Below are 24,955 nucleotides of genomic sequence, written 5' to 3'. Positions count from 1 at the left end.
GGCCGACCTATCTCTCTTCGGTCTCTGCAGGGCCTCTTTGGTCTCTGCAGGGCCTCTTTGGCCTCTGCAGGGCCGCTCTCCGGCTCTATGCCGGCTCTATGCCGGCGCTATGCCGGCTCTATGCCGGCGCTATGCCGGCTCTATGGCAAACGATGCGCCAATCGAGGTTGGCGAGTAGCCTGGTTGAAAGATTACGAAATACCGTGACGGCGAGCCGCGTTACGCCGCGTCATGGCCGGACGGAGGAGCGTCGGCGGGGCGCTTTGCCTCCATATGGGGCAAAACGCCCCGGAGGAGGGCCAGGCCGAGCGCGGCCTCGACGAGGGTGAGCGCCACGGCCCACGTCGTCGTCGAGGCGGCGATGGCGGCCAGGCGTGCGTCGCGCGTCGCGCCGGCCGCGAAGCCCTCGAAGAGCGCGGCGGCGAGCACGTCGCGCGTGCCGAAGCCCTGCGGCGTGATGGGGAGCGTCACCGCCACCATCAGGATCGGGATGTACGTGAGGGCGGCTCCAAGGGGAATGCGCACGTCGAAGAACCAGAAGGGGAGCCAGGTGCCGGCGAACAGGACGAGGAGATGCGGGATGCGCGCGGCGAGGGCGACGAGGTGGCCGCGCACGCCCGCCTCGAAGAGCGGGGCGAGGAGCTTCGTGCGGGCGAGACGGGCGGGGCGCAGCGCGAGGATCGCGAGGTAGAGCGCGCCCGCCGCGAGGAGCAGGGCCGACCCGGCGAGCGGACCGCCGTTCGCGGGCACGGCGACGGCGCCGAGCAGGAGCAGGCAGCCGAGCCACGACGCGTACACGACGAGCGTCGCGCCGGCGACGCGCGCGAGCGGCACGGCGTGCACGCGCGCGAGGAAGACCGTGACGAAGGCTTGACCGACGTGGTGGTTGAGCAGCGACGGGAGGTAGGAGGCGCCGCGGAGCACGAGGAAATCGCGGAAGGCGACGGGCGCGATCAGGCGGCGGTAGACGAGGACGGTCGCGAACGTGTCGGCGCCGAGGAGCGCGAGGACGAAGAGGGCGGCGAAGGCGACGAAGAGCGGGGCGTCGACGCGCGACAGGGCGGCGCTGAAGGCGTCGAAGTCGAGCCGGCCGAGGACGAACGCGACGAGCGCGGCCGCCAGCGCGAAGGGCAGGGCGCGGCGCGCGCGTCCCGCGAGGCGCGGCGCGGGACGCTCCTGCAGGTCGCCGTCGCGCGGGCGCGGTGGCGGAGCGTCGGCGAAGGTTCCCGTGTGGGTCGAGGAGCGCAACGGCGGGACCGTAGCAGAATCCCCGCGCCGGTGGCCGAGCCGAAGCCGGAGGGAGCGGAGCCCGTCGCGCGCGACCGCATGGCGCGCGGCGACCGCGCCCCACATGGGGCATAGTCGTCCGCCATGTCCAAGTACGATTACGATCTGTTCGTCATCGGCGCCGGCTCCGGCGGCGTGCGCGCAGCCCGCATGGCCGCTTCCTACGGCGCCCGGGTCGCCGTCGCCGAGTCGCGCCACCTCGGCGGCACCTGCGTCAACCTGGGGTGCATCCCGAAGAAGCTCCTCGTCTACGCCTCGCACTACGCCGAGGACTTCGAGGACGCCGCCGGCTACGGCTGGACGGTGCCCGGCCACGGCGCCGGCGGGAACGGGCACGCCGGCCCGTCGTTCGACTGGCCGACGCTCCTCCGCAACAAGGACAAGGAGATCGAGCGCCTGAACGGCGTCTACGAGCGGCTCCTGAAGAACTCGGGCGCCGACATTCGGCGGGGGCACGCCCGGGTCGTCGATCCCAACGCCGTCGAGATCGACGGCGCCAGGATCACCGCCGAGCGGATCCTCGTCGCGACCGGCAGCTACCCCTGGATCCCCGATCTCCCCGGGCGCGAGCTCGCCGTCACCTCCGACGACCTGTTCCACTTCCAGGCGATGCCGCGGCGGGCGGTCATCGTCGGGGGCGGCTACATCGCGGTCGAGCTCGCCGGCATCCTGCACGGCCTCGGGGCCAAGGTGTCGCTGGTCCACCGCGGCCTGCACCTCCTGCGCGGCTTCGACGACGACATCCGGGCGTTCCTGGCCGCCGAGATCCAGAAGAAGGGGCTCGACCTCCGCCTGGGCGCGAGCGTCGAGAGCATCGCGCGGCAGGGCGACGCGCTCGTCGCGACGCTCGCCGACGGCGTCGAGCTCGCGGCCGACTGCGTGCTGTACGCGACGGGGCGCCTGCCGAAGACCAAGGGGCTCGGCCTCGAGGAGGTCGGGGTGAAGCTCGACGAGGAGGGCGCGGTCGTGGTGGACGACGCGTTCCAGACGTCGGTCCCGTCCATCTATGCGCTCGGCGACGTGATCTCGCGCGTGCAGCTCACGCCCGTGGCCATCGCCGAGGCGATGGCGCTGGTGAAGACGCTCTTCCGCGGCGAGCGCGCGCGCGTGGACTACGCCGGCATCCCGACCGCCGTCTTCAGCCAGCCGAACGTCGGCACCGTCGGCCTGTCCGAGGCGCAGGCGCGAGAGCACCACGACGTCGCCATCTACCTCTCGACCTTCCGCGCGCTCAAGCACACCCTCTCCGGGCGCGAGGAGAAGACGATGATGAAGCTCGTCGTCGACCGCGCGACCGACCGGGTGCTCGGCGTCCACATGGTCGGGCCCGACGCCGGCGAGATCGTCCAGGGGTTCGCCGTCGCGCTGAAGTGCGGCGCGACCAAGGCGCAGTTCGACGCGACGATCGGCATCCACCCGACCGCGGCCGAGGAGTTCGTGACCATGCGCGAGCCGCTGCGGAACCTCGAACGCAGCCCCCCGATGGGGATCGCGCCGAGCTCCGCGTAGCCCGGGGTCACACGGGGCGGCGCCGTCCGCGCCCGTCCGCTTCGGTCCGTCTGCGAGCGCTGGCGGTCGTCCCCGTCGGCTTCCGTCCGCTTCCGTTCGCTGATCCGAGCTTGCTCGCTCGCGTTCGCGCTCGGCGCGCTCCTCTGGTATGGACCGCGCGATGTCGTCCCACGCCTCGAGCCACTTGAAGCCGGTCGGCCTGCTCGCCCGCACCAGCGACCGCTCGTTCTACGCCTTCAATGCCGTGCTCTCCGCGGCCGCGCTGGCGTTCCTCGCCTACATCCTCATCATCCGGCGGGGCGCGGGCGGCGCGGATCTCCGCTTCATGCCGCCGCTGAACGCCGCCTTGAACGCGACGGCCGCCACGCTCCTCGTCGCGGGCTGGATCGCGATCAAGCGCCGCGCGATGGTCGTGCACAAGTACCTGATGGTCTCGGCGTTCGCCGCCTCGTCGCTGTTCCTCGTCGGCTACCTCGCCTATCACTTCGTCCACGGCGACACGAAGTACCAGGGCACCGGGCCGCTGCGCGCCGTCTACTTCGCCGTCCTCATCTCGCACATCGTGCTCTCGGCGGGCATCGTGCCGCTCGCGTTGACGTCGTTCTACTTCGCCTACAAGGCGAACTTTGCGAAGCACGCCAAGGTCGCGCGGGTGACGCTGCCCCTCTGGCTCTACGTCTCCGTCACCGGGGTGCTCATCTATTTCATGCTGCGCGGAAGCACCCCCGCGGTGCCGTGACCGCCGCTCTGCGACGCCTCGTACCAGGGGCGCTCTAGAAGTCTTTGATGCTGCCGCGGCGCCCCTGGAACCCTCCGAAGACGTACCGGTAGGCCGAGAGCACGGCGTACGAGAGCTCCTCGTACTGGTAGATCTCCTCCATCAGCGGGATCGGGTCCTGATAGAGCGTGTCGCTCGCCACGATCCTGGGCCACGGCAGGCGGTCCGGGTCGGCGCCAGGCACGCCGGCCTCCTTCATGACCTTGAGGAACTCGTGGGCGAGGAGGCCCTGGCCGATGACGCTCGGGTGAACGCCGTCGAGGCTGACGATGCCGCCGGCCCTGCGGCGCCCGGCGCGATCGACGTGGTAGAAGCGGGTGTCCATCGGCGGCGCGACGTTGGCCGCGAAGTACGCGGGGAACTCGTACGCCGGCTCGCCGCCGGTGCGCCGGTACGCGAGCCGGTCCAGGCCGCCGGAGACGTCGACGAGGTGATACCGGGGCGCGCGGTGACGGGCGTTCTTCTCCTCGATGAGCCGGACGAGCTGCGCGTTGCAGGCGTCGACCGTCTCGTCGATGCGCCGCGCGTCCGCCGCGGTGAGGTGCGGCGCGCCCGCCTCGATCAGGCGGGTGCCCCGAGCGAGCGGGGGATAGGTGTAATAGGGGTAGTAGCGCGGCAGGCCGGGCAGCGGGTCGCCGACGCCCGTGGCGATCGGCACGATCGTCACGTGAGGCACGTTGGCCACGAACACCCGCCAGCCCGGGCTCTCGTTGCGCCGCATCAGGGTGTCGACCCGGTCGAGCAGCTCGCCGTACTCGGCGACGAAGTCGTCGGGCATCCAGAGGTTCCACTGCGCCCGGGTCCGCTCGTCGAAGCTGAGCGAGGCCGGCCGCCGCTCGGGCCTGTCCTCGGTCGCCGCGACGCTGAGGAGGATCGCCGAGCCGACCGCGTTGTTGGGGCCGAGCCAGAGGAGGAGGTTCTCGACGCCCTCGCCGCGCGCGTGGTGGCCGAGCCAGTCGAGCTGGCTGTACCCGTCGAGGCGCTCGTCCCGCGACGGGTTGAGGACGCGGAGCGCGGTCCGGTAGAACGCCGCGTTGGGCCCCTGGAAGAAGCCGTCCCTGGCGCCGGGCGCGGCCGCGATCCGCTCCCTGCAGAGCCTCGGGGTCACGAGCCACGCGTCGGCCACGTCGAAGCCGTACACCGAGACGTTGTGGAACCAGGGGACGCTCCCGCCGCGGTAGCGGCCGGCCCCCTCGCCGCGCTCGTAGTACTCCTCGGCCACGTCGAGCACCCGGTTGATCTCCAGGAGGACGGCCGCCCACTCGAGCCTGTCGATCGTGGCGCCGAAGGCGAGCTGGAGGCGGCGGAGCACCACCTCGAGATCGAGCAGCAGCCCGTGGGCGGGGTAGTCGGGCACGCGGTACGCCGGGCTCGACAGCGCGTCGCCGACGTCGACGCCGAGCGCATGCGCGATCCACGTGGAGTACGCGAGCTGGGTGCGCGCCGCGCCGAGCGACATGAAGCCTTGAGAGATGCTGTCCCCGATGGTGAAGAGCCTCATGACGCCGTCCTCACGCGTTCCACGTCGAAGCCCCATGGTACCCGAACGCGCGTCGCCGCGCGGCACGTTCGCCGCGCGGCGACGGCGCGACGGCGCGACGCCGGAGCCTCAGCGTGGCGCCGCGCGCCTGTGCAGGACGGCGCTCGCGATGCGCACGGCGAAGAGGAGCGCGAGCAGCGCCGCGTAGATCATCGGCTCTGTCGCGTCCTTCTTCACGCGGAGGAAGAAGTGCACGATCCCGAGGACGGCGGCGGCGTAGGCGAGGCGGTGCAGGCGCTTCCAGCGCGCGGCGCCGAGGCGCTTCAGCATGCGCGCGGTCGACGTCGCCGCGAGCGGGACGAGCACGAGGAGCGCGACGAAGCCGGCGAGGAGGAAGGGGCGCTCCGTGAGGTCCTCGACGATCGCGCGCACGTCGAGGCCCTGATCGACGATCACATACGTCAGGAAGTGGGCGCACGCGTAGAAGAACGCGAGCAGCCCGAGCGCCTTGCGGATACGCAGCGGAAAGGTCCAGCCCGACACGAGCTTGAGCGGCGTCGCCGCCAGCGAGGCGATGAGCAGCACGAGCGCGAGCAGGCCGAGCTGGTTCAGCGCCGCGGCGACGGGGTCCGGGCCGAGCGCCCCGGCCCCGGCGCGCAGGCCGAGCACGGCGAGCGGGATCAGCCCGCCGGCGACGACCGCGGGCGGGAGCCAGCCGAGCTTCCGGCCAGCCGGCACGCCGGCGGCGACGGCGCGCGGCGGCGACATCGTCCTCGCTGGCGCGCGCATCATCAGAAGCTCTCCCGCAGGTCCATCCCGCTGTAGAGGCCGGCGACCTCCTCCGCATAGCCGTTGAATGGCAGCGTGGGGCGGCGGCGCAGCTCACCGATCCTCCGCTCCGTCGCCTGGCTCCAGCGCGGGTGATCCACCGCGGGGTTCACGTTCGCATAGAACCCATACTCGTCCGGCGCGGCGCGGCTCCAGCTCGTCGCCGGCTGCCGCTCCGTGAGCTTGATGCTGACGATCGATTTGCACCCCTTGAAGCCGTACTTCCACGGCACCACCAGGCGAATGGGCGCTCCGTTCTGGCCGAGCAGCGATTTGCCGTAGAGGCCCACGGCCAGCATCGTGAGAGGGTGCATGGCCTCGTCGATCCGGAGCCCCTCGACGTAAGGCCACTCGAGCACGTCGCTCCGCTGGCCGGGCAGCTGCTCTCGATCGAGCAGCGTGGTGAACTGGACGTACCGGGCGCGAGAGGTCGGCTCAAGGCGCCTGAGCAGCGCGCCCAGCGGGAACCCGAGCCAGGGGATCACCATCGACCACGCCTCGACGCAGCGCATTCGATAGACGCGCTCCTCCAGGGAAAACCATCGGAGGAGGGTGTCGAGGTCGATGACCTCGGGCTTCTTCACCTCTCCCTCGCACGCGACGGCCCAGGGGCGGAGCCTGAGCCGGCCGGCGTTCTGGGCCGGCTCCGACTTGCTCAGGCCGAGCTCGTAGAAATTGTTGTACGAAACGATGTCCTCGTAGGAGGTCCGCGCTTCGTCGGTGACGAACGGGTCTCTCGATCTCGTCCCGGAGGACGACGCGCCGGCGGCCAGCGGCCCCGGCGGCGCTGCCGCGCTGCCGAGCGGCGCGGCGGCGCTGCCGAGCGGCGTGGCCTCGCCGCCGGGGGCGCCGGCCGCCGAGAGGCGCGCCGCGCCGCCCGTGAGCCAGACGAGGCCGCCGCCCATGGCCGACGCGGTGCCGGCGAAGAGCGCCGCGTTCTTGAGGAGCTCGCGCCGTCGCAGGTAGAGCGCTGGAGGGGTGATCTCGCCGGCGGGCGGTTCCTTGGGCAGCTTGCTCATGCCCCCATTCTACGATCGGGCGGGGCTCCGGTTGCGGTCGGTCGCGATCACGCGGCCCTTGACAGGAGGCGGAGCGCCGAATGCGGCGCCTGGTGGAGCGAGGGCAGCGCGAGCATCTGGGCGATGCGCGTGGAGCGCCGCTCGATCCCGCGGGAGAGCGCCGCCCGCTCGCTCCCGCTGCGCGCGGCGAGGAGCGCCAGGACGTCGTCCCAGACCCGCTCGCGCCACCGCGAGAGCATCTCCATCGACACCCAGACCGCGAGCTCCGGCGCGGTGTCCAGGAAGAACGCGCTGAGGGGGCAGCCGTGCCGCGCGGTGAGGCGCGCGAGCGCCTCGATGACCGAGGCGCGGAGCAGCGTATTGATCTGATCGTGATCGTGCTTGAGCCGCGCGAGCATCGCCCGGTCGGCGCCGTGCCCGAACTCGACGATCGTCGCGTGGATCCCGAAGATCAGATCGTAGTTGATGTGGGCGCTGAAGCCGAGCAGCGCGTTCTGCACGGGGGGCGTGAACCGCGACGCCGTGCTCGCGTACGCGATGTGCCAGGCGCCGCAGTCCTGCGCCGCGCCCCGATCGGACCAGCCGAGCGTCTCGAGGTACCGCTCGCAGAACCGGCCCGCGAGGCGCGAGATCCAGGCCGGCTCGAGGAACATGCCATCGCGTCGCTCGACCTGCGCCGCGACCGCGCGCGTGACGATACCGTAGACGTCGGTGAAGGCCGCTCGCCGATCCCCCGCGGCGAGGAGCCGATCCGTCACGGTGTCGAGAACAACGGCAGCATCGTGGACGCTCGTCGGATGCAGATTAAGGCCGTCGATGCAGCACCTCATGAAGTTCCCCTCCTACTTCTTCGCTCGTGCAAGAGACCTGTCTGATGTTCGAACTCCCGCATCCGACCAGCCTCGCAGACCCCGGCGCGCGCCGAAGGCGCGCAGCACGAACGGTGCAGCAGGGCGCCGTCAGGCGATCTGCCCGGCCCCCGTGGGTCTGATTTGCGGTCCCGGTGCGCGTCGTTCCCATGTGGAAAGCGGATCTCCTGACCCGCCGGGAGAAAGGTCGCCGCGGCCTTTGCCTCTGGCTTCTCCTCCTGCCGGCCCTCCCCTCGAACCGGCTTCCGCAGAAGAGCGATACTCGATGCGATCCTCGACGCGCTCGCCGCGGGATGCCCCCCCTCGCTGCGGCGCTCTAAGTTCGACCTAGTCTACGACATGGTGTGGGGTGACCACAATTGTCTTATGACGCCTGATCCCGTTCAGGACAATTTCGAGGTTATTCCAACTCGTGGCCTCGAACAAGTGCCTGTTGACCCTGACACGTTTCATTGCGGCGCGGGAGAGCGCCACGGCATCTTCGCGGTTGCGCTGCTACTGGAGCGACGGCTCGTCACACTTGGAAAGCCCCCACTGGCATGGGCGCGAGTCGCGACGAGATGTTCTCGAAACATGCCGAGTGCTTATCCCACGTTGACTGTACGGTTGGAGCTCGGGATGTGAAGATTGTTTAGGAAGTACCTGAGTCGGTGATCAGGAAACTCCTGGCCTGTTTTCCACAGGTGGCCTGCAAAATCTTGTGCTTTTGGTGAAAAATTGTACGAAAACGGGAGATGACGGCGGTCTCGTGCCACACCTGCGGCGGCCGTCGGGATCGTGCTGGCGCACCCGCGGCACCAGGGCTCGCCTGTCATGCCGCGGGGCCCTGCTTCGGTGCGCCTCGCGCCGAGGCGCTGCAGCCTGCGCCTGCAGGCACCGGGGGCCGGCCGTACGGGCGGTGATGGGCCGAAGGGCCGGCCTGACCCCGCGGGCCACAGGCGCACCCTTGGCGCGGCGCGTCGGGCGGCGAGCCGGTGGTCAATCCAGGGCGCGCTCGCCCTGGCGGCGGGGTGACGGCGACGGAGCGCCGCCGTTCATGACGTGCGGGAGGAGGGCGTTCGCTGTCGAGGAGAGGGGAGGGAAGGGAGGCGCCGCCGGCTTCGGGCGAGGCCGGCGGTGCGGCGCTTCAGCCGGTGCCGCCCTTGGCCTGCACGTCGCGGTGGACCAGCGTCGCGCGCAGGTAGTCGCGGTTCATCTGCGCGATCATGTCGAGGGGGATCTCCTTCGGGCAGACCGCCTCGCACTCGCCGACGTTCGTGCAGTGGCCGAAGCCCTCGACGCGCATCTGGGCGACCATGTTGAGGCTCCGCTGATCGCGCTCCGGCTGGCCCTGCGGCAGGAGGTTCAGGTGCGTGAGCTTCGCCGCGGTGAAGAGAGAGGCGGACGCGTTCGGACAAGATGCGACACAGGCGCCGCAGCCGATGCACGCCGCCGCGTCCATGGCGCGCTCGGCGACCACCTTCGGCACCGGGATCGCGTTCGCGTCCGGCGCGCTGCCCGTCGACACCGAGACGAAGCCGCCCGACGCGATGATCCGGTCGAACGCGCTGCGGTCCACCGCGAGGTCGCTTACCACCGGGAACGCCTGGGCCCGCCACGGCTCGAGCCACAGCACGTCGCCGTCCTTGTAGTGACGCATGTGCAGCTGACACACGGTCGTCCCACGGAGGGGGCCGTGCGCCTGGCCGTTGATCATGAAGCCGCACATGCCGCAGATGCCCTCGCGACAGTCATGATCGAACGCGATTGGCTCCTCACCCTTGAGGATGAGCCGCTGATTGAGCACATCGAGCATCTCGAGGAAGGACATGTGCTCGCTGACGTCGGGCACCTCGTACGTGACGAACCGGCCCGCTTCGTACTTGCCCTTCTGCCGCCAGACATGGAGGGTGAGGCGCATTATTTGTAACTCCGCTGCGTGGGGTGAACCTCGTTGAACTGGAGCGGCTCCTTGTGGAGCTCCTGGGCCTGACCTTCGCCTCGCCATGCCCAGGCGGCGACATAGGAGAAGCGGTCGTCGTCGCGCTTCGCCTCGCCCTCGGGCGTCTGGTGCTCCTCGCGGAAGTGCCCGCCGCACGACTCCTCCCTGTCGAGCGCGTCACGACACATGAGCTCTGCCAGCTCGAAGAAGTCGGCGACGCGCGCCGCCTTCTCGAGCTCCTGGTTCAGGCCGGTGCCGGTCCCCGAGACGCGGACGTCGCGGTGGAACTGCTCTCGGAGCTCCGGGATCCGCGTGAGCGCGCCCTTGAGCCCGGCCGCGTTGCGCGCCATCCCGCACGCCTCCCACATGATCTTGCCGACCTCGCGGTGGAACGAGTCGGCCGTGCGCGAGCCGTTCGCGCCGAGCAGCTTGTTCAGCCGCGCGCTCGCGTCGCGCTCGGCGTCCCTCACGGCGGGGTGGAGATCGTCGACCCGCTCGAGCTTCGTCGACGCGAGGTAATCGCCGATGGTGTAGGGGATGATGAAGTACCCATCCGCCAGGCCCTGCATCAGCGCGCTCGCCCCGAGCCGGTTCGCGCCGTGGTCGGAGAAGTTCGCCTCGCCGAGCACGTACAGGCCGGGGATCGTGCTCATCAGGTTGTAGTCGACCCAGAGCCCGCCCATCGTGTAGTGGATGGCCGGATAGATGCGCATCGGGACGCTGTACGGGTCGTCGCCCGTGATGCGCTCGTACATGTCGAAGAGGTTGCCATAGCGCTCGGCGATGGCCGGCTTGCCGAGGCGCCGGATGGCGTCCGAGAAGTCGAGGTACACGCCGAGCCGCGTCGGCCCCACGCCGCGGCCCTCGTCGCATACCGCCTTCGCCGCGCGCGACGCGACGTCGCGCGGCACGAGGTTGCCGAAGCTCGGATAACGGCGCTCGAGGTAATAGTCACGCTCGCCGTCGGGGATGAGCTCCGGCGGGCGCGTGTCGCCCGGGTTCGCGGGCACCCAGATGCGGCCGTCGTTGCGGAGCGACTCGCTCATGAGCGTCAGCTTCGACTGGTAGTCGCCCGAGACCGGGATGCACGTCGGGTGGATCTGCGTGAAGCAGGGGTTGGCGAAGAGCGCGCCGCGCTTGTGCGCCCGCCAGATGGCCGTGGTGTTCGACCCCTTCGCGTTCGTCGAGAGGAAGAAGACGTTGCCGTAGCCGCCCGACGCGAGGACGACCGCGTCGCCGAGGTGCGTCTCGAGCGCGCCGGTGATCAGGTTGCGGGTGATGAGGCCGCGCGCCTTGCCGTCGATGACGATGAGATCGAGCATCTCGGTGCGCGGGTACATCTTCACCTTGCCGAGGCCGATCTGCCGCTCGAGGGCCTGGTAGGCGCCGAGGAGGAGCTGCTGCCCCGTCTGGCCTCGCGCGTAGAACGTGCGCGACACCTGCGCCCCGCCGAAGGAGCGGTTCGCGAGCACGCCGCCGTACTCGCGCGCGAACGGCACGCCTTGCGCGGCGCACTGGTCGATGATGTTCACGCTGATCTGCGCGAGCCGGTACACGTTGGCCTCGCGCGCGCGGTAGTCGCCGCCCTTCACGGTGTCGTAGAAGAGGCGGTAGATGCTGTCGCCGTCGTTCTGGTAGTTCTTCGCGGCGTTGATGCCGCCCTGCGCGGCGATGCTGTGGGCGCGGCGCGGAGAGTCCTGGAAACAGAAGCTCTTCACGTTGTAGCCGAGCTCGGCCAGCGTCGCGCTCGCCGCGCCCCCGGCGAGGCCGGTGCCGACGACGAGGACCGTGTACTTCCGCTTGTTCGCCGGGTTGACGAGCTTCAGGTTGAAGCGGTGCTGGTCCCACTTCTTCTCGATGGGACCTTCGGGGATCTTCGCATTGAGCTGCATGATGACGGAGGCTCCGGGCTCAGCGGACGATGCCGAACAGGACGGCCAGCGGGACGGATGAGAAGCCGGCGAAGAGCAGGATCGACGACGCGGCCGCGAGCTTCTTGAGCGCCGGCGTGTAGCGTGGATGGCTGAAGCCCACCGACTGGAACATGCTCCACGCGCCGTGGTAGAGGTGCAGCGCGAGCAGGCCCATCGCCACGACGTAGGCAATCGCCGCGGGCGCCGAGCTGAAGCCCTTCACGACGTTGTCGTAGGCGTCGAGCGGCACGAAGTCGGGGTGCACGGTGCCCGTCGTCAGGTGGAGCAGGTGATAGACGATGAAGGCGGCGAGCACGCCGCCGCTCAGCAGCATCGTCCGCGCGGCGACGTTCGGGCGCCGCTGCCCCTTCACCTGGTAGGGGACCGGCCGGGCAGCGCGGCTGTGCTGCGCGAGCGTCACGCCCGTGTAGACGTGGACGATGAGGGCGGCGAGGAGGACGATCCGCGTCCCCCAGAGCAGGGAGGGCGTCCCGTGGAGGAAGGCGGCATAGTCGTTGATCTTCTCCCGGCCGAGGAAGACCTGCAGGTTGCCGGTCATGTGGCCGATCACGAAGCCGAAGAAGATGACGCCGCTCAGCGCCATCGCGATCTTCTTGCCGACGAGGTCCCGGTAGAAGGTCGCGGCGCGCTGGGCCCTGGCGGGGAGAGTCGATGGTGCAGCGGTGGGGCTCATCGCTCCCCTCCTTTAGTGGGGTGCGAACGCGTTCGCCAGAGGGAATCTTGAGCTCGATCGCCGAAGAATTTGCGGGCGCTCGCCGCAGATCTCGGCGCGGACGAGCGCGCCGCCCGCGGAAGCGCGCCTCATCCATCCCGCATCCATCCCGCGCGCGGGTCAGGCGGCGCAGGGGCCGAGCGAGCGCCGTACCTTGTGGCCGTAAAAGGCGAGCGCGAGCTCAATCGCGAAGATGCCGATGGCCTGCTCCTCCTGGCTGGTGAACGCAGGCAGGCGCTCGTCACGGAGCACCACGAGGCCGCCAAACGAGCTCTCGCCCAGGCGGAGCGGCGCGACGATGGCGGCGCCGAAGCGATCGCCCTCTGCGGTACAGAGGAGATCGGGCGCGTCGTCCGCGGACAGGCGGACAGGCGCGAGCGCGCCCTCGATGCGCCCGGCGAGCCGCGCGATGAACGCCGCGGACACCTCGGCGCCGGAGGCCGCCTGGTACAGGGCGGCCCCTTGATCGAGCGCCAGTGAGAGCGCCGCGCTGGTCGTATAGACGACCTTCGCCGCGAGATCCACGGCGCGCTCGGGGAAGTCGTCCCGCGAGAGGGACGCGACAAGGGCGGCGCTCGCCTGGTGGACGGCCGCCACGGCGTCGAGGTGGGTGCGCAGCATCGCCGCCTCGAGCATCCGCTTCAGGTCGTCGATGTCGTAGGGCTTCTCCAGCATGTCGTACGCGCCGCGCTCGATGCACTCGACGGCGGCCTGCGCGCTGGAGCACGGGGCGCCGACGATGATCTCGAGGTCCGGGCTGAGCGCCTTGAGCGCGGCGATGGTCCCGGCGCTCTCCATGCCGAGCGCCCCCACATCGGCGACCGCGAGGTCGAAGCGGCGCGCCTTGACGAGCTCGATCGCCGCGGGCCCGCTCTCGGCGCAGGTGACGTCGAAGCCGCCCTGGTTCAGCTCGAGCGCGAGCCTGTCGAGGACCCTCTTCTCGGCGTCTACCACCAGCACATGGGGTCGGGCCTGGCTCACTGATGCCTCCTCCTCTGGTCTACGACGGGTGCGCCGCGCCGCCTCGCCATCCGGCGCTGCCGTGATCGCGTGGCGACCGCGGCGGTCGTGGTGGAAGCCGCTCCGCCCGGCGGAGCCCTCTCCGCCCTCTACCACCCGTCCGAAGTCCGCCTACGGTCCAATAGAACCGGTATTCCAGCGAAACGGAAGTCGAAGCGGCGTTGCCGCTGTCCTCCTTTAACAGGGGGCGGCGCCGCGCGCCCGGCGCAGATGTGCTCCGGTATGCCGACTCCTGTGGAGCGTGAGCGCTTCTCGCAGCGGGAGGCGCGCGATAGAGGCCTATTTCGCGGGAGGCGCCGTGGTGGTCGCGCGGCGCATGGCGGAGAGGATGTGGTCAATGATCTCCGGAACTCCTTGGCTCCGGTTGCACTGCGCGAACAGGAACGGCCCGTCGCCCCGCATCCTCCGGGCGTCCCGCTCCATGACGCCGAGGTCGGCGCCGACGTGCGGAGCGAGATCGGTCTTGTTGATGACGAGCAGATCCGACTGCGTGATGCCCGGTCCGCCCTTGCGCGGCACCTTGTCGCCGCCGGCGACGTCGATCACGTAGATCGTGTAGTCGACGAGCTCCCGGCTGTACTGGGCGGCGAGGTTGTCGCCGCCGCTCTCGACGATGAGGAGCGCGGGCGCGACGTGATCCATGAGGTCGTCGAGCGCGACGAGGTTGTGGCTGATGTCCTCGCGGATCGCCGCGTGCGGGCAGCCCCCGGTCTCCACCGCGCGGATGCGCTCCGGCGGCAGCGCCTTGTTGCGGTGCAGGAACTCGGCGTCCTCCTGGGTGAAGATGTCGTTCGTGACGACGCCGAGCGGCATCCTGTCGCGCAGCGCGCGGCAGAGCGCGAGCACGAGCGCCGTCTTGCCGCTGCCGACGGGCCCCCCGATCCCCACCGTGAACGCGCGCGCCGAGAAATCGCGGTCCTTCGGCGCATCCCGCTCGCTGAAGAGCCCCGGATGCGCCCAGTGCTCGTGCGTGTGCCCGTGCGTGTGCTCGTCTCCGTGCGCATGCGCGTGCCTGTGGCCACCCCCGCGAACGTGGTCGTGGTCGTGGTCGTGGTCGTGGTCGTGGTCGTGAACGTGGTCGTGGCCGTTGTGCCCATGCCCGTGCTCGCCGGGGTCGTGCATGCTGTCACCTCACGATTGAAAGAGACGCGAGTAGAGCCGATCCTGCGTGGCCCCGAAGAGATCGAGGAGCGGCGCCGGCTGCGCGAGCTCGTCGACGCCGTGATCTCCACACTCATGGAGCACCGCGTCGAGGAGCGGCGCGCTCTCGAGTTGCAGTCGCTGTGCTTCCAGCGGCCCGATGAGCCCGAGGCGCACCGCCGCCGAGACGACGCCGCGGAGCGAGGCGTGCAGGTAGACGGCCTGCGCGTCCTCGCGCGGGACGCCGAGCGCCGCGAGGGTCGCGCCGAACGCCGGCGCGTGGTGGCCCAGCGCCTCGCGCGCCCGCACGGCGGCGTCGAGGCGGCGGATCTCGGCGGAGGGGAAGACGCGCGCGCTCGTCGCGAGGAACGCGCGGCCCTGCGTCCGGCTCGCCCGGTTCGCGACGTGGTTCACGAGGAAGGCGTCGCAGGCGTCGTCGACGGCCGCGATGTCGAGCGGCCGCTCGTGCGCAGCCCGCACGAGCGGCAGCGCGCCGAGGCCCACCTGCCAGAGCGCGCTCGCGACGAACGACGAGAGCGCACTCCCGGGTCCGACCTCACCGAGCTGCACCGCCGCCTCCAGGCCCGCGGAGTGCGCGAACCCTCCGACCGGGAACGCGGAGTCGGAGAGCTGGAGGAGGAGCCACCTGTTCATGCGCGCGGATGGAATCAGAGAAGCAGACAGAACCAGACAGAAGCAGACAGAAACAGAGGGGAGCGGACGGGAGCGGACGGAGTCCAACGGAAGCAGACGGAGAGAACGGTGAACCCGCAGGCGCGGAGCGGCCGAGGGCGGGCTCTCCGCCTCAGAAGAGGCTGTACCTCTGCGCGAGGGGCAGGATCTTCGCGGGATCGCAGCGGAGGAGCTCGCCGCCGGCCCGCACCTCGTACGTCTCGGGATCGACCGTGATCGGCAGGAGCGTGCTGTTGAGGCGCATGTCGGCCTTGCCGATCTTGCGGCACCGGCGGACCGCCGACAGGCGCTTCTTCAGGTCGAGCCGGCGGATGCTCCCCTCGTCCATGGCGCGGCTCGACACGAACGCGATGCTCGTCTCGCCGACCGCCGCGCCGAGCGAGCCGAACATCGGGCGCATGTAGTACGGCTGAGGCGTCGGGATCGACGCGTTCGGATCGCCCATCTGCGCCCAGGCGATGAAGCCGCCCTTGATGACGAGCTCCGGGCGCACGCCGAACATCTGGGGCCGCCACAGCACGAGGTCCGCGAGCTTGCCCGGCTCGACCGACCCGATCTCGTGGGACATGCCGTGCGCGATGGCCGGGTTGATCGTGTACTTGGCCACGTAGCGGCGGATCCGGAAGTTGTCGTTGTCGCCCTGCTCCTCGGGCAGCCGGCCGCGCTGATCCCGCATCTTGTGCGCGGTCTGCCAGGTCCTCGTGATCACCTCGCCGACGCGGCCCATCGCCTGGCTGTCGCTCGAGATGATGCTGATCGCGCCGAGGTCGTGCAGGATGTCCTCGGCCGCGATGGTCTCGCCGCGGATGCGGCTCTCGGCGAACGCCACGTCCTCCGGGATGTTCCGGTCGAGGTGGTGGCAGACCATGAGCATGTCGAGGTGCTCGTCGAGCGTGTTGACCGTGTACGGGCGCGTCGGGTTCGTCGAGCTCGGGATGACGTTCGGCTCGCCGCAGATGCGCAGGATGTCGGGCGCGTGCCCGCCGCCCGCGCCCTCGGAGTGGTAGGAGTGGATCGTCCTGCCCTTGAACGCCGCGATGGAGTCGTCGACGTAGCCCGACTCGTTCAGCGTGTCGGTGTGGAGCGTGACCTGGATGTCCTCGTGCTCGGCGAAGCTGAGGCAGCAGTCGATGGCGGGCGGGGTCGTCCCCCAGTCCTCGTGCAGCTTCAGCCCGACGGCGCCGGCGCGCACCTGCTCGAGCAACCCCTCGGGCGACGAGGTGTTGCCCTTGCCCGTGAGGCCGATGTTGAGCGGCAGGACGTCCGTCGCCTGCAGCATCAGCGAGATGTGGCGGGCGCCCGGGGTGCACGTCGTCGCGTTCGTGCCCGTCGCCGGGCCCGTGCCGCCGCCGACGAACGTCGTGACGCCCGCTGCGAGCGCCTCGTACCCCTGCTGCGGGCAGATGAAATGGATGTGCGCGTCGACGCCACCGGCCGTGACGATGTGGCCCTCGCCGGCGATGACCTCCGTCGTCACGCCGACGACCATGCCCGGCGTGACGCCGGCCATCACCTTCGGGTTGCCGGCCTTGCCGATCGCCGCGATGCGGCCGCGCTTGATGCCGATGTCGGCCTTGTAGACGCCGGTCCAGTCGACGATGAGCGCGTTCGTGATGACGCAGTCGAGCGCCTCGTCGTTCGAGGCGCCGGGCATCTGCCCCATGCGATCGCGCAGCACCTTGCCGCCGCCGAACTTGCACTCGTCGCCGTAGGACGTGTGATCCCGCTCGACCTCGGCGATGAGGCCGGTGTCGCCGAGCCGCACCCGGTCGCCGACCGTCGGCCCGTAGATATCGACATAGTGCCGCCGCTGCATCTTGTGGCTCATGCCTGCTGCTCCTCCCGCGCGGCGTGCGCCGCCCCGTGCGGGCCGACCTGCACCAGCGTGATCGTCTTCTCGTCGCCCGGCTCGAAGCGGACGGCGGTGCCCGCGGGGATGTCGAGCCGCATCCCCGCCGCCGCCGCCCGGTCGAACTCGAGCGCGCGGTTCGTCTCCGAGAACGGGTAGTGGCTGCCCACCTGGATCGGCCGGTCGCCCAGGTTCTTCACGGGGAGAGAGAGCCGCCGCCGGCCGGGGGAGAGCTCGATCTCGCCGGGCTTCACGAGCACCTCGCCGGGCGTCGGCTCGGCCGTCACCTCTGCCTGGCCTGCGGGCTGGAAGAGCGACACGTCGGGCACGGGGAGGAAGCTGCCGTAGAGCGCGAGCGCGAGATCGCCGTGCTCGAGCGCGATCGGGTGGTGGACGGTGACGAGCTTCGTCCCGTCGGGGAAGGTCCCTTCCACCTGGACCTCGGCGACCATCTCGGGGACGCCGGCCATCACCTGCGCGCGCCCGAGCAGGCGGCGGCCGACGTCCATGAGCTCGGCGACGCTGCGGCCGTCGCGGATCAGCTCGAGGATCTGCGTCGCGATGAGCGCGACGGCCTCCGGGTAGTTGAGCCTGACCCCGCGCGCGAGGCGCTTCTGGGCGAGGAAGCCCGCGCCGTGCAGCACGAGCTTGTCGAGATCACGAGGCGCAAGGTGCATGTTCGCCCTCTCTCCGGCGCGGCGACGCCGCGGCTTTGCCGGCGCGGCGCGACGCTACCACTTTCGTGCGAACGGATCATCACCGAGCTCACCCGCGAGGAAGCCGAGCGCGCCGCGGAGGAAGCCGGCCACGCGCTCGACGCTCGTGCCCGCGACGCGCACGACGGCGCCGCCGCCCCGGAGCGGGCTGGCCGACGCGACGAGCTCGGCGCGCCGCTCGGGCGGCGGCCGCGCCGCGAGCAGCGCCTCCGCCGCGCTCGCGGCGCGCGGGCCGAGCGCGACGAGCGTCGCGAGCGCGTCGAAGCGCCCCATGCGCTCGGGCAGCGCGCCGTGCGCGGGATCGAGCCGCGTCGCGTCGAGCAGCACGGCCCGCCCGCCGCGGCTCACCCGGATGCGCGACGCGTACCGGTCGAACGCCCAGCGCTCGCCCCGCGCGCTCCGGCCCGAGGACAGCGCGTCGACGAGCACGAGCGACGCGTCGTCGGCGAGCGCGACGTCGACGTCCTGCTCGTACCGCGAGCCCGCGAAGCAGACGACCGGATCGGGGACCGAGACGAGGAGCCCGCCTGCTTGAACCTCGGCCTCGAGGCGCTGGCGGCTGCCGAGGGGCGAGCGGTAGACCTTGGTCGAGGCCTGGGTGCTGAGCAGCGCGGCGGCCCCGCGACCGACGCGCGCGTGGAGGTGGAGCTCGTCGCCGCCGACGAGGCCGCCGCCGAAGCTCGCGACGAACACCCACGCTGCCTGCCCGTGGTTCTTCGGAGCGAGCAGCTTGAGCGGGCTCCTGGCGAGCGCCCTCTCGAGCACGGTGCGCGCTCCGACGCGCGCGAACACGAGCTCACCGCTGCCGGCCTTGCCTGCGCGCCGCCCGGGCGGCGGAGGGTCTCGCGGGGCGGCGGGAGGATCGCTGGGCGTGGTCACGGGCCGGCGTGCGTACCACGGACCGCGCCCCGGCCGCGAGGGAGCACAGGCGCGTACCGGGCGCGAGGGGCGCAGCGCACACAGGGGATGGGTAGGTCACGCGACGAGGAACACGACCAGGAAGGTAGGGAGAAATTCGAGTCATCTTCCCGATTTCCCTCCTTCGCCTGGAACATGAAACATCCCGGACATGTGAGCATGCTGTCAGGACTCTCCCGAACACCACTACGGTGCTATGAGCGAGCCAGCCACTGCGTTCCTCCTGTCCCTGACGACAGCGCGTGTCCGGGATGTCAGCCGGCCGCTGTGGGCGTTCCGTGACTCGCTGTGATGTCGTTTGCATGGATGACATGTTGCTTGACGGGAAAGCCCAGCTCGGGTCAGCTCGTCGGGCGGCCGGGGGGCCGCGGAGGGGGTCCGATGTTCATCGTCAGGAAGGGCGAAATGGCGCCGTGGTCTCGTCGGTTCAAGGAAGCGGCGTCGCGCCTGCTGGAGCGCCACGGCGAGACCCCGTTCGAGCTGCGCTTCTGGGGCGGCGAACGGCTGCGCTTCGGCGCGGGCGCGCCCGAGTTCGCCGTGACGTTCAGGACGCGTCGGTCGCTCTGCGAGACGGCGCTCCGGGGCACGCTCGGCCTCGGTGAGGCGTATGTCCGGCGCGAGGTCACGTTCGAGGGAGATCTCGAGGACTCGCTCGCGGGCCTCTTCCAGCTCGCTCGGTCCGTGGAGGCGCGCCTGCCGCGCCTCGTGCCCGCGTCGTCGTCGTTCGACCGCGGCCTCTCGGGCGTGCTCGACGCGCTCCGGCTCGGGCTGCTCTCCGGGGCGGCGAAGCGCGAGAGGCTCGCCGTCGAGCGTCACTATGGGCTAGGCAACGACTTTTACCCTCTTTACCTGGACAGGCGCCTCCAGACGTCGTGCGGCTACTTCAGCTCTCCGGGCGAGACGCTCGACGACGCGCAGGCCCACAAGATCTCCCTCGTCGCGCGGAAGCTCGCGCTCCGGCGCGGGCAACGGCTCGTGGATCTCGGCTGCGGATGGGGGCACCTCATGTTCCACGCCGCGGAGGCGTACGGGGTGCAGTGCCTCGGTATCACCCTCTGCGAGAACCAGGCGAGGTACATCCGCGAGCAGGCGGCGGCGCGGCGGCTCCCGGTCGAGGTCCGCGTGATGAGCTGCGACGAGCTCGAGGACGAGCCGCGGTGGGATCGGCTCGTCTCTCTGGGCTCGATGTGCCATGCCGGCGAGCGCCGTATCGAGGTGTTCTATGACAGGGTGAAGGCGCTGCTCGCCCCGGGCGGCGTGTGCCTGCTCGAGAGCGTCACGAGAGAGCAGGAGTCGTCGCGGACTGACCCCTTCCTGCAAAAGCACATCTTCCCGGGGTACTGGCCTCCTTCGCTCCAGGGGATGGCGACGCGCGCCTCGGCGCGCGGCCTCGACGTGCTCGACGCGGAGAACCTGCGGCGCCACTCCGCGCTCACGGCGCGCTGCTGGCGCCGTAACTTCCTGGAGAACAGGGAGAAGATCGAGCGGGTCACCGGCTTCGACGGCGCCTTCATGAGGACGTGGGAGTTCTATCTCGCGTGCGCGGCCGCCGCGTTCCGCAGCGGGCACCTCGGCGCCATCCAGATGGTGCTGGCGAACGGGGCTCCACGCGACTACCCCCTCGCACGCGAGCCCCTCTATGCCACGGAGGAGCCCTCGTTGCGGGAACGCGCCCCCATCGTCCCGGCCGTGCAGCTCAGTTCGTGGGGGGCGGCGTTGCCGTCCTGATCTGTCGGGCGCGCTCCGCGCGTGCCGGTGGGGCGCGCGGCGCGCGCGTCGATTGCGCGGAAGAGCTTGTTAAGCCCGCGCGGCCAGCTATCAGCTAAGGATGAGCGAAAGGCTTGCGGCCAGCGCCCGTCGCGGCGCCGCGCGCTCGTGGTCCGTGTCGCGCCCTCGCTCCGCGGCGCGCCTGGTCTGCGCCGCCGCGGGGCTCGCCGCGCTCTGTCTCCTGCTCGTATCGTGTACCCAGGTCCGCTACATCGCGCAGGCGGGCGTCGGCCAGCTCTCGATGGCCTGGCGCGCCGAGTCGCTCGAGGACGCCGCCTTCGACGCCCGCAAGCCGTGGCGGACGCGCGCGCTGCTGCGCGAGGTCCCGCACATCAAGCGCTTCGGGGAGCGCCACGGGCTGACCCCGACCGGCAATTACAGGACGTATGTCGAGCTCGATCGCCCAGCCGCGGTCTGGGTGGTGAGCGCGTGTGAGCCGCTGCGGTTCCGCTCGAAGACATGGAGTTTTCCTATCGTGGGTACGGTCCCCTACATGGGGTGGTTCGATCTCAAGGATGCCAAGGCGTTCGCGGCGCCGCTCAAGGCGGCCGGCTGGGACGTCGACGTGCGTCCGGCGGGCGCCTACTCGACGCTCGGATGGCTCGAGGATCCGGTCCTGTCCACGATGATCTCGGACGGGGACGAGGCGCTCGGCGACCTCGCCAACGTGGTGCTCCACGAGTCGCTGCACGCGACGCTGTACGTGAAGGGGCAGACGAGGTTGAACGAGAGCCTCGCGAGCTTCGTCGGAGACGAGCTCACCAAGCATTACCTGGACGAGCGGGTGGGCCCCTTCTCCGCGGAGAAGACGGCCTACATGAGGGAGATGGAGAGGAGCGAGGTGCGGACGCGCGCGCTGCACGCGGCCTACGTCCACCTCAATCGGCTGTATGCGTCCCCGGCGCCCGACGCCGAGAAGCGGGCGGAGAAGGACGCGGTGCTCGCCCGGCTCAAGGCCGACATCGGGGCGCGGCGTCCGATCAACAACGCGTCGCTCGTGCAGTTCCGTGTCTACAACTCGGGGACTCCGGAGCTCCGGGCGCTGCTCGCGACCTGCGGTGGCAGCTGGCCGAGGTTCCTGGGCGCGTTGCGGAGGCTCGAACGCCACAGGTTCTCCGAGCCCCAAGAGAACATCGCCCGGGTGGTCGAGCCGCTGATCGAGGCCGGCTGCAGGTAGTCCAGCGAGCTGCGCTGTGCGCCGCGAGCTGCGCTGTCGGCCGCGAGCTGCGCCCTGTGCGCCGCGAGCTGCGCCATGTGCCGCGCGCTGCGCCCATGTGCGGTGAGCTGCGCGCCGCGCTGCGTACTGCGGGCTGCGCCGCGTAGCGCGCTGCGCCTTTGGCGGGGAGCACGCCGTCGAGATACGACGCAAAGCGTCGATGGCAGTCGTCCTGCCCTGGTGCACTTCTTCGCTTCCACGGTGCAATGCGGGGCGTCCAGCGGATCGAGGATGAACATATTCATGTCCAGGTAAGCTTTGCGTTCTGGATCTGAACCCATCCCTGGATCGGACCAGTCCCTGCGGAAATGTATGACCGGTGCTGGCCTCCGAGGTCGCGCGCGCGCCTTGGAGGGAGGGTTTCAGCGGCAAATTTGGCTGCTGGGCGCCAGGACCGCGGCCCCTTCGCCGTTGGCCCGCCGGTTGCTCTATGTATCCACCAGATGTCGCCCCTGCTCGTCGTCCTGTTTCATGTGGACTCGAAGGGGGGACCCCTGGCATGACCTTCGCAATGCAGCCCCGGTCTTCGGGGGGGACGCCAAGCGAGGTGATCGGCGGCGCTAGCCGAGCGATCGCGACCCCGCCGTCACCCGAATGCCATGGCTCTTGCGGTACCGGGCTCCTTGATTGACTTGTCGCCGGGCGCCGGCGGACAGCTTCGGTTCACGTGACGACAGACGCCTTACGAGGCGATTAAGGAGGGATGGCCGAGGCACGCGCGATGCGCGTCGCCAATTGAGTTGGCTTAGCATGACCAGCTTGTCAGACCTCGGTCTGAGCTTTTCTTATCTGTTGTGCCGCTCTCGATGTTGACCCCGCTTCCCGCTTCGCTTCAGCTTCTCCCCTGCTTTGCTTGAGCTTGCTCGTTCGGTTCCGCTTCGCGCTTTTCACTTCGCTTCAGCTTCATCTTTCAGTTTGACTGGCTTCTCGGATTGTCTTAGTCTTCCGCCCGTCTTCGCTTTATCTTCGCTCTTTACTTGATTACGCTTCGTATCGCTTTCCTGGCTTCTCTCTTCTGACTTCTGATCTCTTCTGATCGCGGGCCTCTCCAGGACTCCGGTGGACTCCCCTCCACCGGCGCCCCTGTGCGGTCCCGGTGGGTCCGCGAAAGCGGGCCTCAGGCCGGCGGGTTCTTCCCGACCGGCCTTTCTTTTTGGTGCGCATGAGCGCTTCCCTGGCGTGCCCTCGACGCCGCGAAGCTCGCTGTTGGCTGCGTCTCGGGCTTGAGCGCGGTTGTCAGCGGCCGTCGTCGCCGGGGGTGTGCCTGGGGTGGACGGTGGCAGAGACGATCTTCCACTCGCCGTCGATCTTCTCGAGCCGCAGCACCACGGGCAGCTCGTCGCGCCGGACCTCATGCCCATGCCGGGCGCCGGTGACCGTCGCGGTGGCGGTCACCTCCGCCGTCATGCCGGCCGGATCGATCTGGATCTCCGTGCCACCCAGGCTCACCTCCGCGGTCTGATAGACGACGGCTGCCTGGGTCGCCGCGTTCGCGAGCTCGTCGCGGCCGCGGAGGCTGTCGCCGATCTCGGCGATGCGGGCGCTCGCCTCCTTCGCGAAGATCTCGGCGAACTCACCGCGAATGCGGCCGTGGCGCACCAGCGGATTCCGCTCGCCGTCGTCGATGCGCACCGCGTTCTCGAGCTGGGTGAGCCGGTCGCGGATCCGTTCCTCCTCGGAGGGCGACAGCAGCAGCGCCGCCGCGCCGAGGACGGCGCCGGCGGCGATGAGCCCGAGCGGGATCCAGCGCTTCATGCTGCAAGTATAGGCGAAGGCGCCGCGCGCAGGGCGCGGAGCTCGACGTCGATGCCCTCGCCACGAGGTCGAGGCCGCTGCCGCTCCGGCCCGCCATCTCGACCGACGACGAGGTGAGCCCCGCGACGACGCCGCGCAGGAGCTGCGGCGTGCGCGGGTGCTCCGGCCGGCCGAAGCGGAGCGAGTCGAGGTTCGCGACGGGGCGGTCCCGCGCGGGTTCGCGCTAGGAATCCCGCTTCACGAGCAGCGCGGTGAGGTCGTCGATCTGCTTGGCCGAGCCGGCGAAGCGGCGCACCTCGGCGAGGAGCGCGCCGAGGATGTCGGACGTGGGGCGCGCGTGCAGGCGGTGGATGAGCTCGCCGACGCGCTCCTTGCCGAACACCTGCCCGGCGGCGTCCTGGTACTCGTAGAAGCCGTCGGTCAGCAGCACGAGGAGATCGCCCGGCGCCATCACGACGGGCGGCGTCGGGGGCAGGTCGAGATCCTTGAACATGCCGAGCGGGACGGTCGACGGATCGCGCCACACGACCTGGCCCTCGGCCGCCCGGTAGTGGAGCAGCGGCCCCTGCCCGGCCGCGTGGAAGCGGAGCTGGTGCGTCGTCGGGTCGAGGATGCCGAGGAACGCCGTGATGAAGCGGTCGTTCGGCAGGTCCTCGAGGAGCTGCTGGTTCACGTGGTGCATGAGCGCGTCCATGTCGGCCGAGAGGCGCAGGCCGATGCGGAGCATCGCGCGGAACTGGGTCACGCTGAGGGCGGGGCCGATGCCGTGGCCGGCCGCGTCGGCGAGCAGCAGGATCATCGGCGACATGTCCACGCGCTCGTCGAGGCGGATGACGTCGTAGATGTCGCCGCCCGTGTCGTCCGCCGGCTTGCTGAACGCCGACAGCGAATAGCCGGGGCAGCGCGGCAGCCGCCGCAGGAGGATGTTCTGCTGGATGTCGCGCGCGATGGTGAGATCGTGCTCGAGCTTCAGCTTGATCATGCGCTCCTCGAGCAGGAGCGTGCGCTGCACGGCGACGGCCGCCTGCGCCGCGAGCAGCTCCGCCACGTCGCGCTCGTCCGGGCCGAAGTGGTCCGCCTTCGAATTCAGCATCTGGAGCACGCCGACGAGCTTGTCGTCGAGCCCGATGAGCGGCACCGTGATGAGGGATTTGGTGTGATACCCCGTCCGGCGGTCGATCTCCTGATTGAACCGCGGGTCGGAATAGCAGTCGTCGACGAGGATGGTCTGGCGCTTGCGCGCGCACTCCCCGGCGATGCCCTTGTCGATGCTGACGCGGATCTGGGCCTCGCCCGTGGCGACACGGGAGTAAAGCTCCTTGGCCTCCTCGTCGTAGAGGAAGACGCTCCCGCGGTCGGCGCCTATCACCTCCCGCCCCGTCTTGATGATGAGCTCGAGCAGCTCGGTGAGATCGCACGGCGCCGCGAGCTTGCGCGAGACGTCGAGGATCAGGATGAGCGACGACGCATCGATCAGGGAGGGAGTGCCCACGCGCATGCGGCCGGAGAGTTTGGGCTACGTGGAAATAGGGGTCAAGACATGG

The 24,955-nt window shown here is 70.3% G+C and carries 20 protein-coding genes; 4 read left to right on the top strand and 16 right to left on the bottom strand.

Annotation, left to right across the window (positions count from 1 at the left end; translation table 11 throughout):
* Window positions 1–219 precede the first annotated feature (219 nt).
* The gene (locus tag WME95_RS35565; RefSeq protein WP_437903767.1) at window positions 220–1,248 is read right to left on the bottom strand and encodes a lysylphosphatidylglycerol synthase domain-containing protein; all 1,029 of its coding nucleotides are present in this window, start codon (window positions 1,246–1,248) and stop codon (window positions 220–222) included.
* Window positions 1,249–1,371: 123 nt separating this feature from the next.
* Between WME95_RS35565 and gor the strand changes: the two genes are divergently transcribed.
* Together gor and WME95_RS35555 are read left to right on the top strand one after the other, a co-directional pair.
* Window positions 1,372–2,796, top strand: coding sequence for a glutathione-disulfide reductase (gene gor, locus WME95_RS35560; RefSeq protein ID WP_437903766.1), 1,425 nt, complete (start codon window positions 1,372–1,374; stop codon window positions 2,794–2,796).
* Window positions 2,797–2,944: 148 nt separating this feature from the next.
* Entirely contained in the window at window positions 2,945–3,535 is a 591-nt protein-coding gene (locus WME95_RS35555) for a DUF420 domain-containing protein (RefSeq protein WP_437544022.1), read from the top strand.
* 34 nt (window positions 3,536–3,569) lie between these two features.
* Here the strand turns inward: WME95_RS35555 and WME95_RS35550 are convergent, their stop codons facing one another.
* The 13 genes from WME95_RS35550 to WME95_RS35490 all read right to left on the bottom strand — a co-directional run bounded on the left by WME95_RS35550 (window position 3,570) and on the right by WME95_RS35490 (window position 18,634).
* The gene (locus WME95_RS35550; RefSeq protein WP_437903765.1) at window positions 3,570–5,075 is read right to left on the bottom strand and encodes a hypothetical protein; all 1,506 of its coding nucleotides are present in this window, start codon (window positions 5,073–5,075) and stop codon (window positions 3,570–3,572) included.
* A 108-nt stretch (window positions 5,076–5,183) separates the two neighbouring features.
* Window positions 5,184–5,843, bottom strand: a complete 660-nt coding sequence (locus tag WME95_RS35545) for a sulfite oxidase heme-binding subunit YedZ (protein WP_437911058.1) — start codon at window positions 5,841–5,843, stop codon at window positions 5,184–5,186.
* Window positions 5,844–5,845: 2 nt separating this feature from the next.
* Window positions 5,846–6,901, bottom strand: coding sequence for a protein-methionine-sulfoxide reductase catalytic subunit MsrP (msrP, locus tag WME95_RS35540; protein ID WP_437903764.1), 1,056 nt, complete (start codon window positions 6,899–6,901; stop codon window positions 5,846–5,848).
* 47 nt (window positions 6,902–6,948) lie between these two features.
* Complete coding sequence (locus tag WME95_RS35535; RefSeq protein ID WP_437903763.1) at window positions 6,949–7,731, bottom strand: DUF5995 family protein; 783 nt, start codon at window positions 7,729–7,731, stop codon at window positions 6,949–6,951.
* Between the two features lie 1,165 nt (window positions 7,732–8,896).
* Window positions 8,897–9,670 (bottom strand): succinate dehydrogenase/fumarate reductase iron-sulfur subunit, encoded by a 774-nt coding sequence (locus tag WME95_RS35530; RefSeq protein ID WP_437294365.1) that lies wholly within the window; start codon window positions 9,668–9,670, stop codon window positions 8,897–8,899.
* Window positions 9,670–11,583 (bottom strand): fumarate reductase/succinate dehydrogenase flavoprotein subunit, encoded by a 1,914-nt coding sequence (locus tag WME95_RS35525; RefSeq protein ID WP_437903762.1) that lies wholly within the window; start codon window positions 11,581–11,583, stop codon window positions 9,670–9,672. Before WME95_RS35525 ends, WME95_RS35530 begins: the two co-directional genes overlap by 1 nt.
* 19 nt (window positions 11,584–11,602) lie before the next feature.
* Window positions 11,603–12,298, bottom strand: coding sequence for a succinate dehydrogenase cytochrome b subunit (locus tag WME95_RS35520; protein ID WP_437544010.1), 696 nt, complete (start codon window positions 12,296–12,298; stop codon window positions 11,603–11,605).
* 159 nt (window positions 12,299–12,457) lie between these two features.
* On the bottom strand, window positions 12,458–13,318 hold the full coding sequence (locus WME95_RS35515; protein ID WP_437903761.1) for a response regulator: 861 nt from the start codon (window positions 13,316–13,318) through the stop codon (window positions 12,458–12,460).
* A gap of 318 nt (window positions 13,319–13,636) precedes the next feature.
* Window positions 13,637–14,479, bottom strand: a complete 843-nt coding sequence (gene ureG / locus WME95_RS35510) for an urease accessory protein UreG (RefSeq protein WP_437903760.1) — start codon at window positions 14,477–14,479, stop codon at window positions 13,637–13,639.
* A 9-nt stretch (window positions 14,480–14,488) separates the two neighbouring features.
* Window positions 14,489–15,151, bottom strand: a complete 663-nt coding sequence (locus WME95_RS35505; protein ID WP_437740810.1) for an urease accessory protein UreF — start codon at window positions 15,149–15,151, stop codon at window positions 14,489–14,491.
* A 151-nt stretch (window positions 15,152–15,302) separates the two neighbouring features.
* Window positions 15,303–17,018: an urease subunit alpha gene (gene ureC, locus WME95_RS35500; protein WP_437903759.1), complete on the bottom strand. Its 1,716-nt coding sequence runs from the start codon at window positions 17,016–17,018 to the stop codon at window positions 15,303–15,305.
* Window positions 17,015–17,716, bottom strand: a complete 702-nt coding sequence (gene ureA, locus WME95_RS35495; RefSeq protein WP_437903758.1) for an urease subunit gamma — start codon at window positions 17,714–17,716, stop codon at window positions 17,015–17,017. Before ureA ends, ureC begins: the two co-directional genes overlap by 4 nt.
* A 54-nt stretch (window positions 17,717–17,770) precedes the next feature.
* The gene (locus WME95_RS35490; protein WP_437903757.1) at window positions 17,771–18,634 is read right to left on the bottom strand and encodes an urease accessory protein UreD; all 864 of its coding nucleotides are present in this window, start codon (window positions 18,632–18,634) and stop codon (window positions 17,771–17,773) included.
* A 420-nt stretch (window positions 18,635–19,054) separates the two neighbouring features.
* Between WME95_RS35490 and WME95_RS35485 the strand changes: the two genes are divergently transcribed.
* Window positions 19,055–20,401 carry a class I SAM-dependent methyltransferase gene (locus WME95_RS35485; protein WP_437903756.1) on the top strand — a complete coding sequence of 449 codons (1,347 nt, stop codon included), beginning with the start codon at window positions 19,055–19,057 and terminating at the stop codon, window positions 20,399–20,401.
* 100 nt (window positions 20,402–20,501) lie between these two features.
* Entirely contained in the window at window positions 20,502–21,617 is a 1,116-nt protein-coding gene (locus tag WME95_RS35480) for an aminopeptidase (RefSeq protein WP_437903755.1), read from the top strand.
* Between the two features lie 1,275 nt (window positions 21,618–22,892).
* On the opposite strand, the gene WME95_RS35475 is transcribed toward WME95_RS35480, so the two are convergent.
* Window positions 22,893–23,411: a nuclear transport factor 2 family protein gene (locus WME95_RS35475; protein WP_437543993.1), complete on the bottom strand. Its 519-nt coding sequence runs from the start codon at window positions 23,409–23,411 to the stop codon at window positions 22,893–22,895.
* A gap of 223 nt (window positions 23,412–23,634) precedes the next feature.
* Window positions 23,635–24,909: a SpoIIE family protein phosphatase gene (locus tag WME95_RS35470; RefSeq protein ID WP_437903754.1), complete on the bottom strand. Its 1,275-nt coding sequence runs from the start codon at window positions 24,907–24,909 to the stop codon at window positions 23,635–23,637.
* Window positions 24,910–24,955: the final 46 nt, after the last annotated feature.

It is taken from the genome of Sorangium sp. So ce327 (genome assembly GCF_051530205.1).
Classification (GTDB): Bacteria; Myxococcota_A; Polyangia; order Polyangiales; family Polyangiaceae; genus Sorangium; species Sorangium cellulosum_B.
The sequence above is the reverse complement of the archived record's forward strand: the minus strand, read 5'-3'. Positions and strand labels throughout refer to the sequence as shown.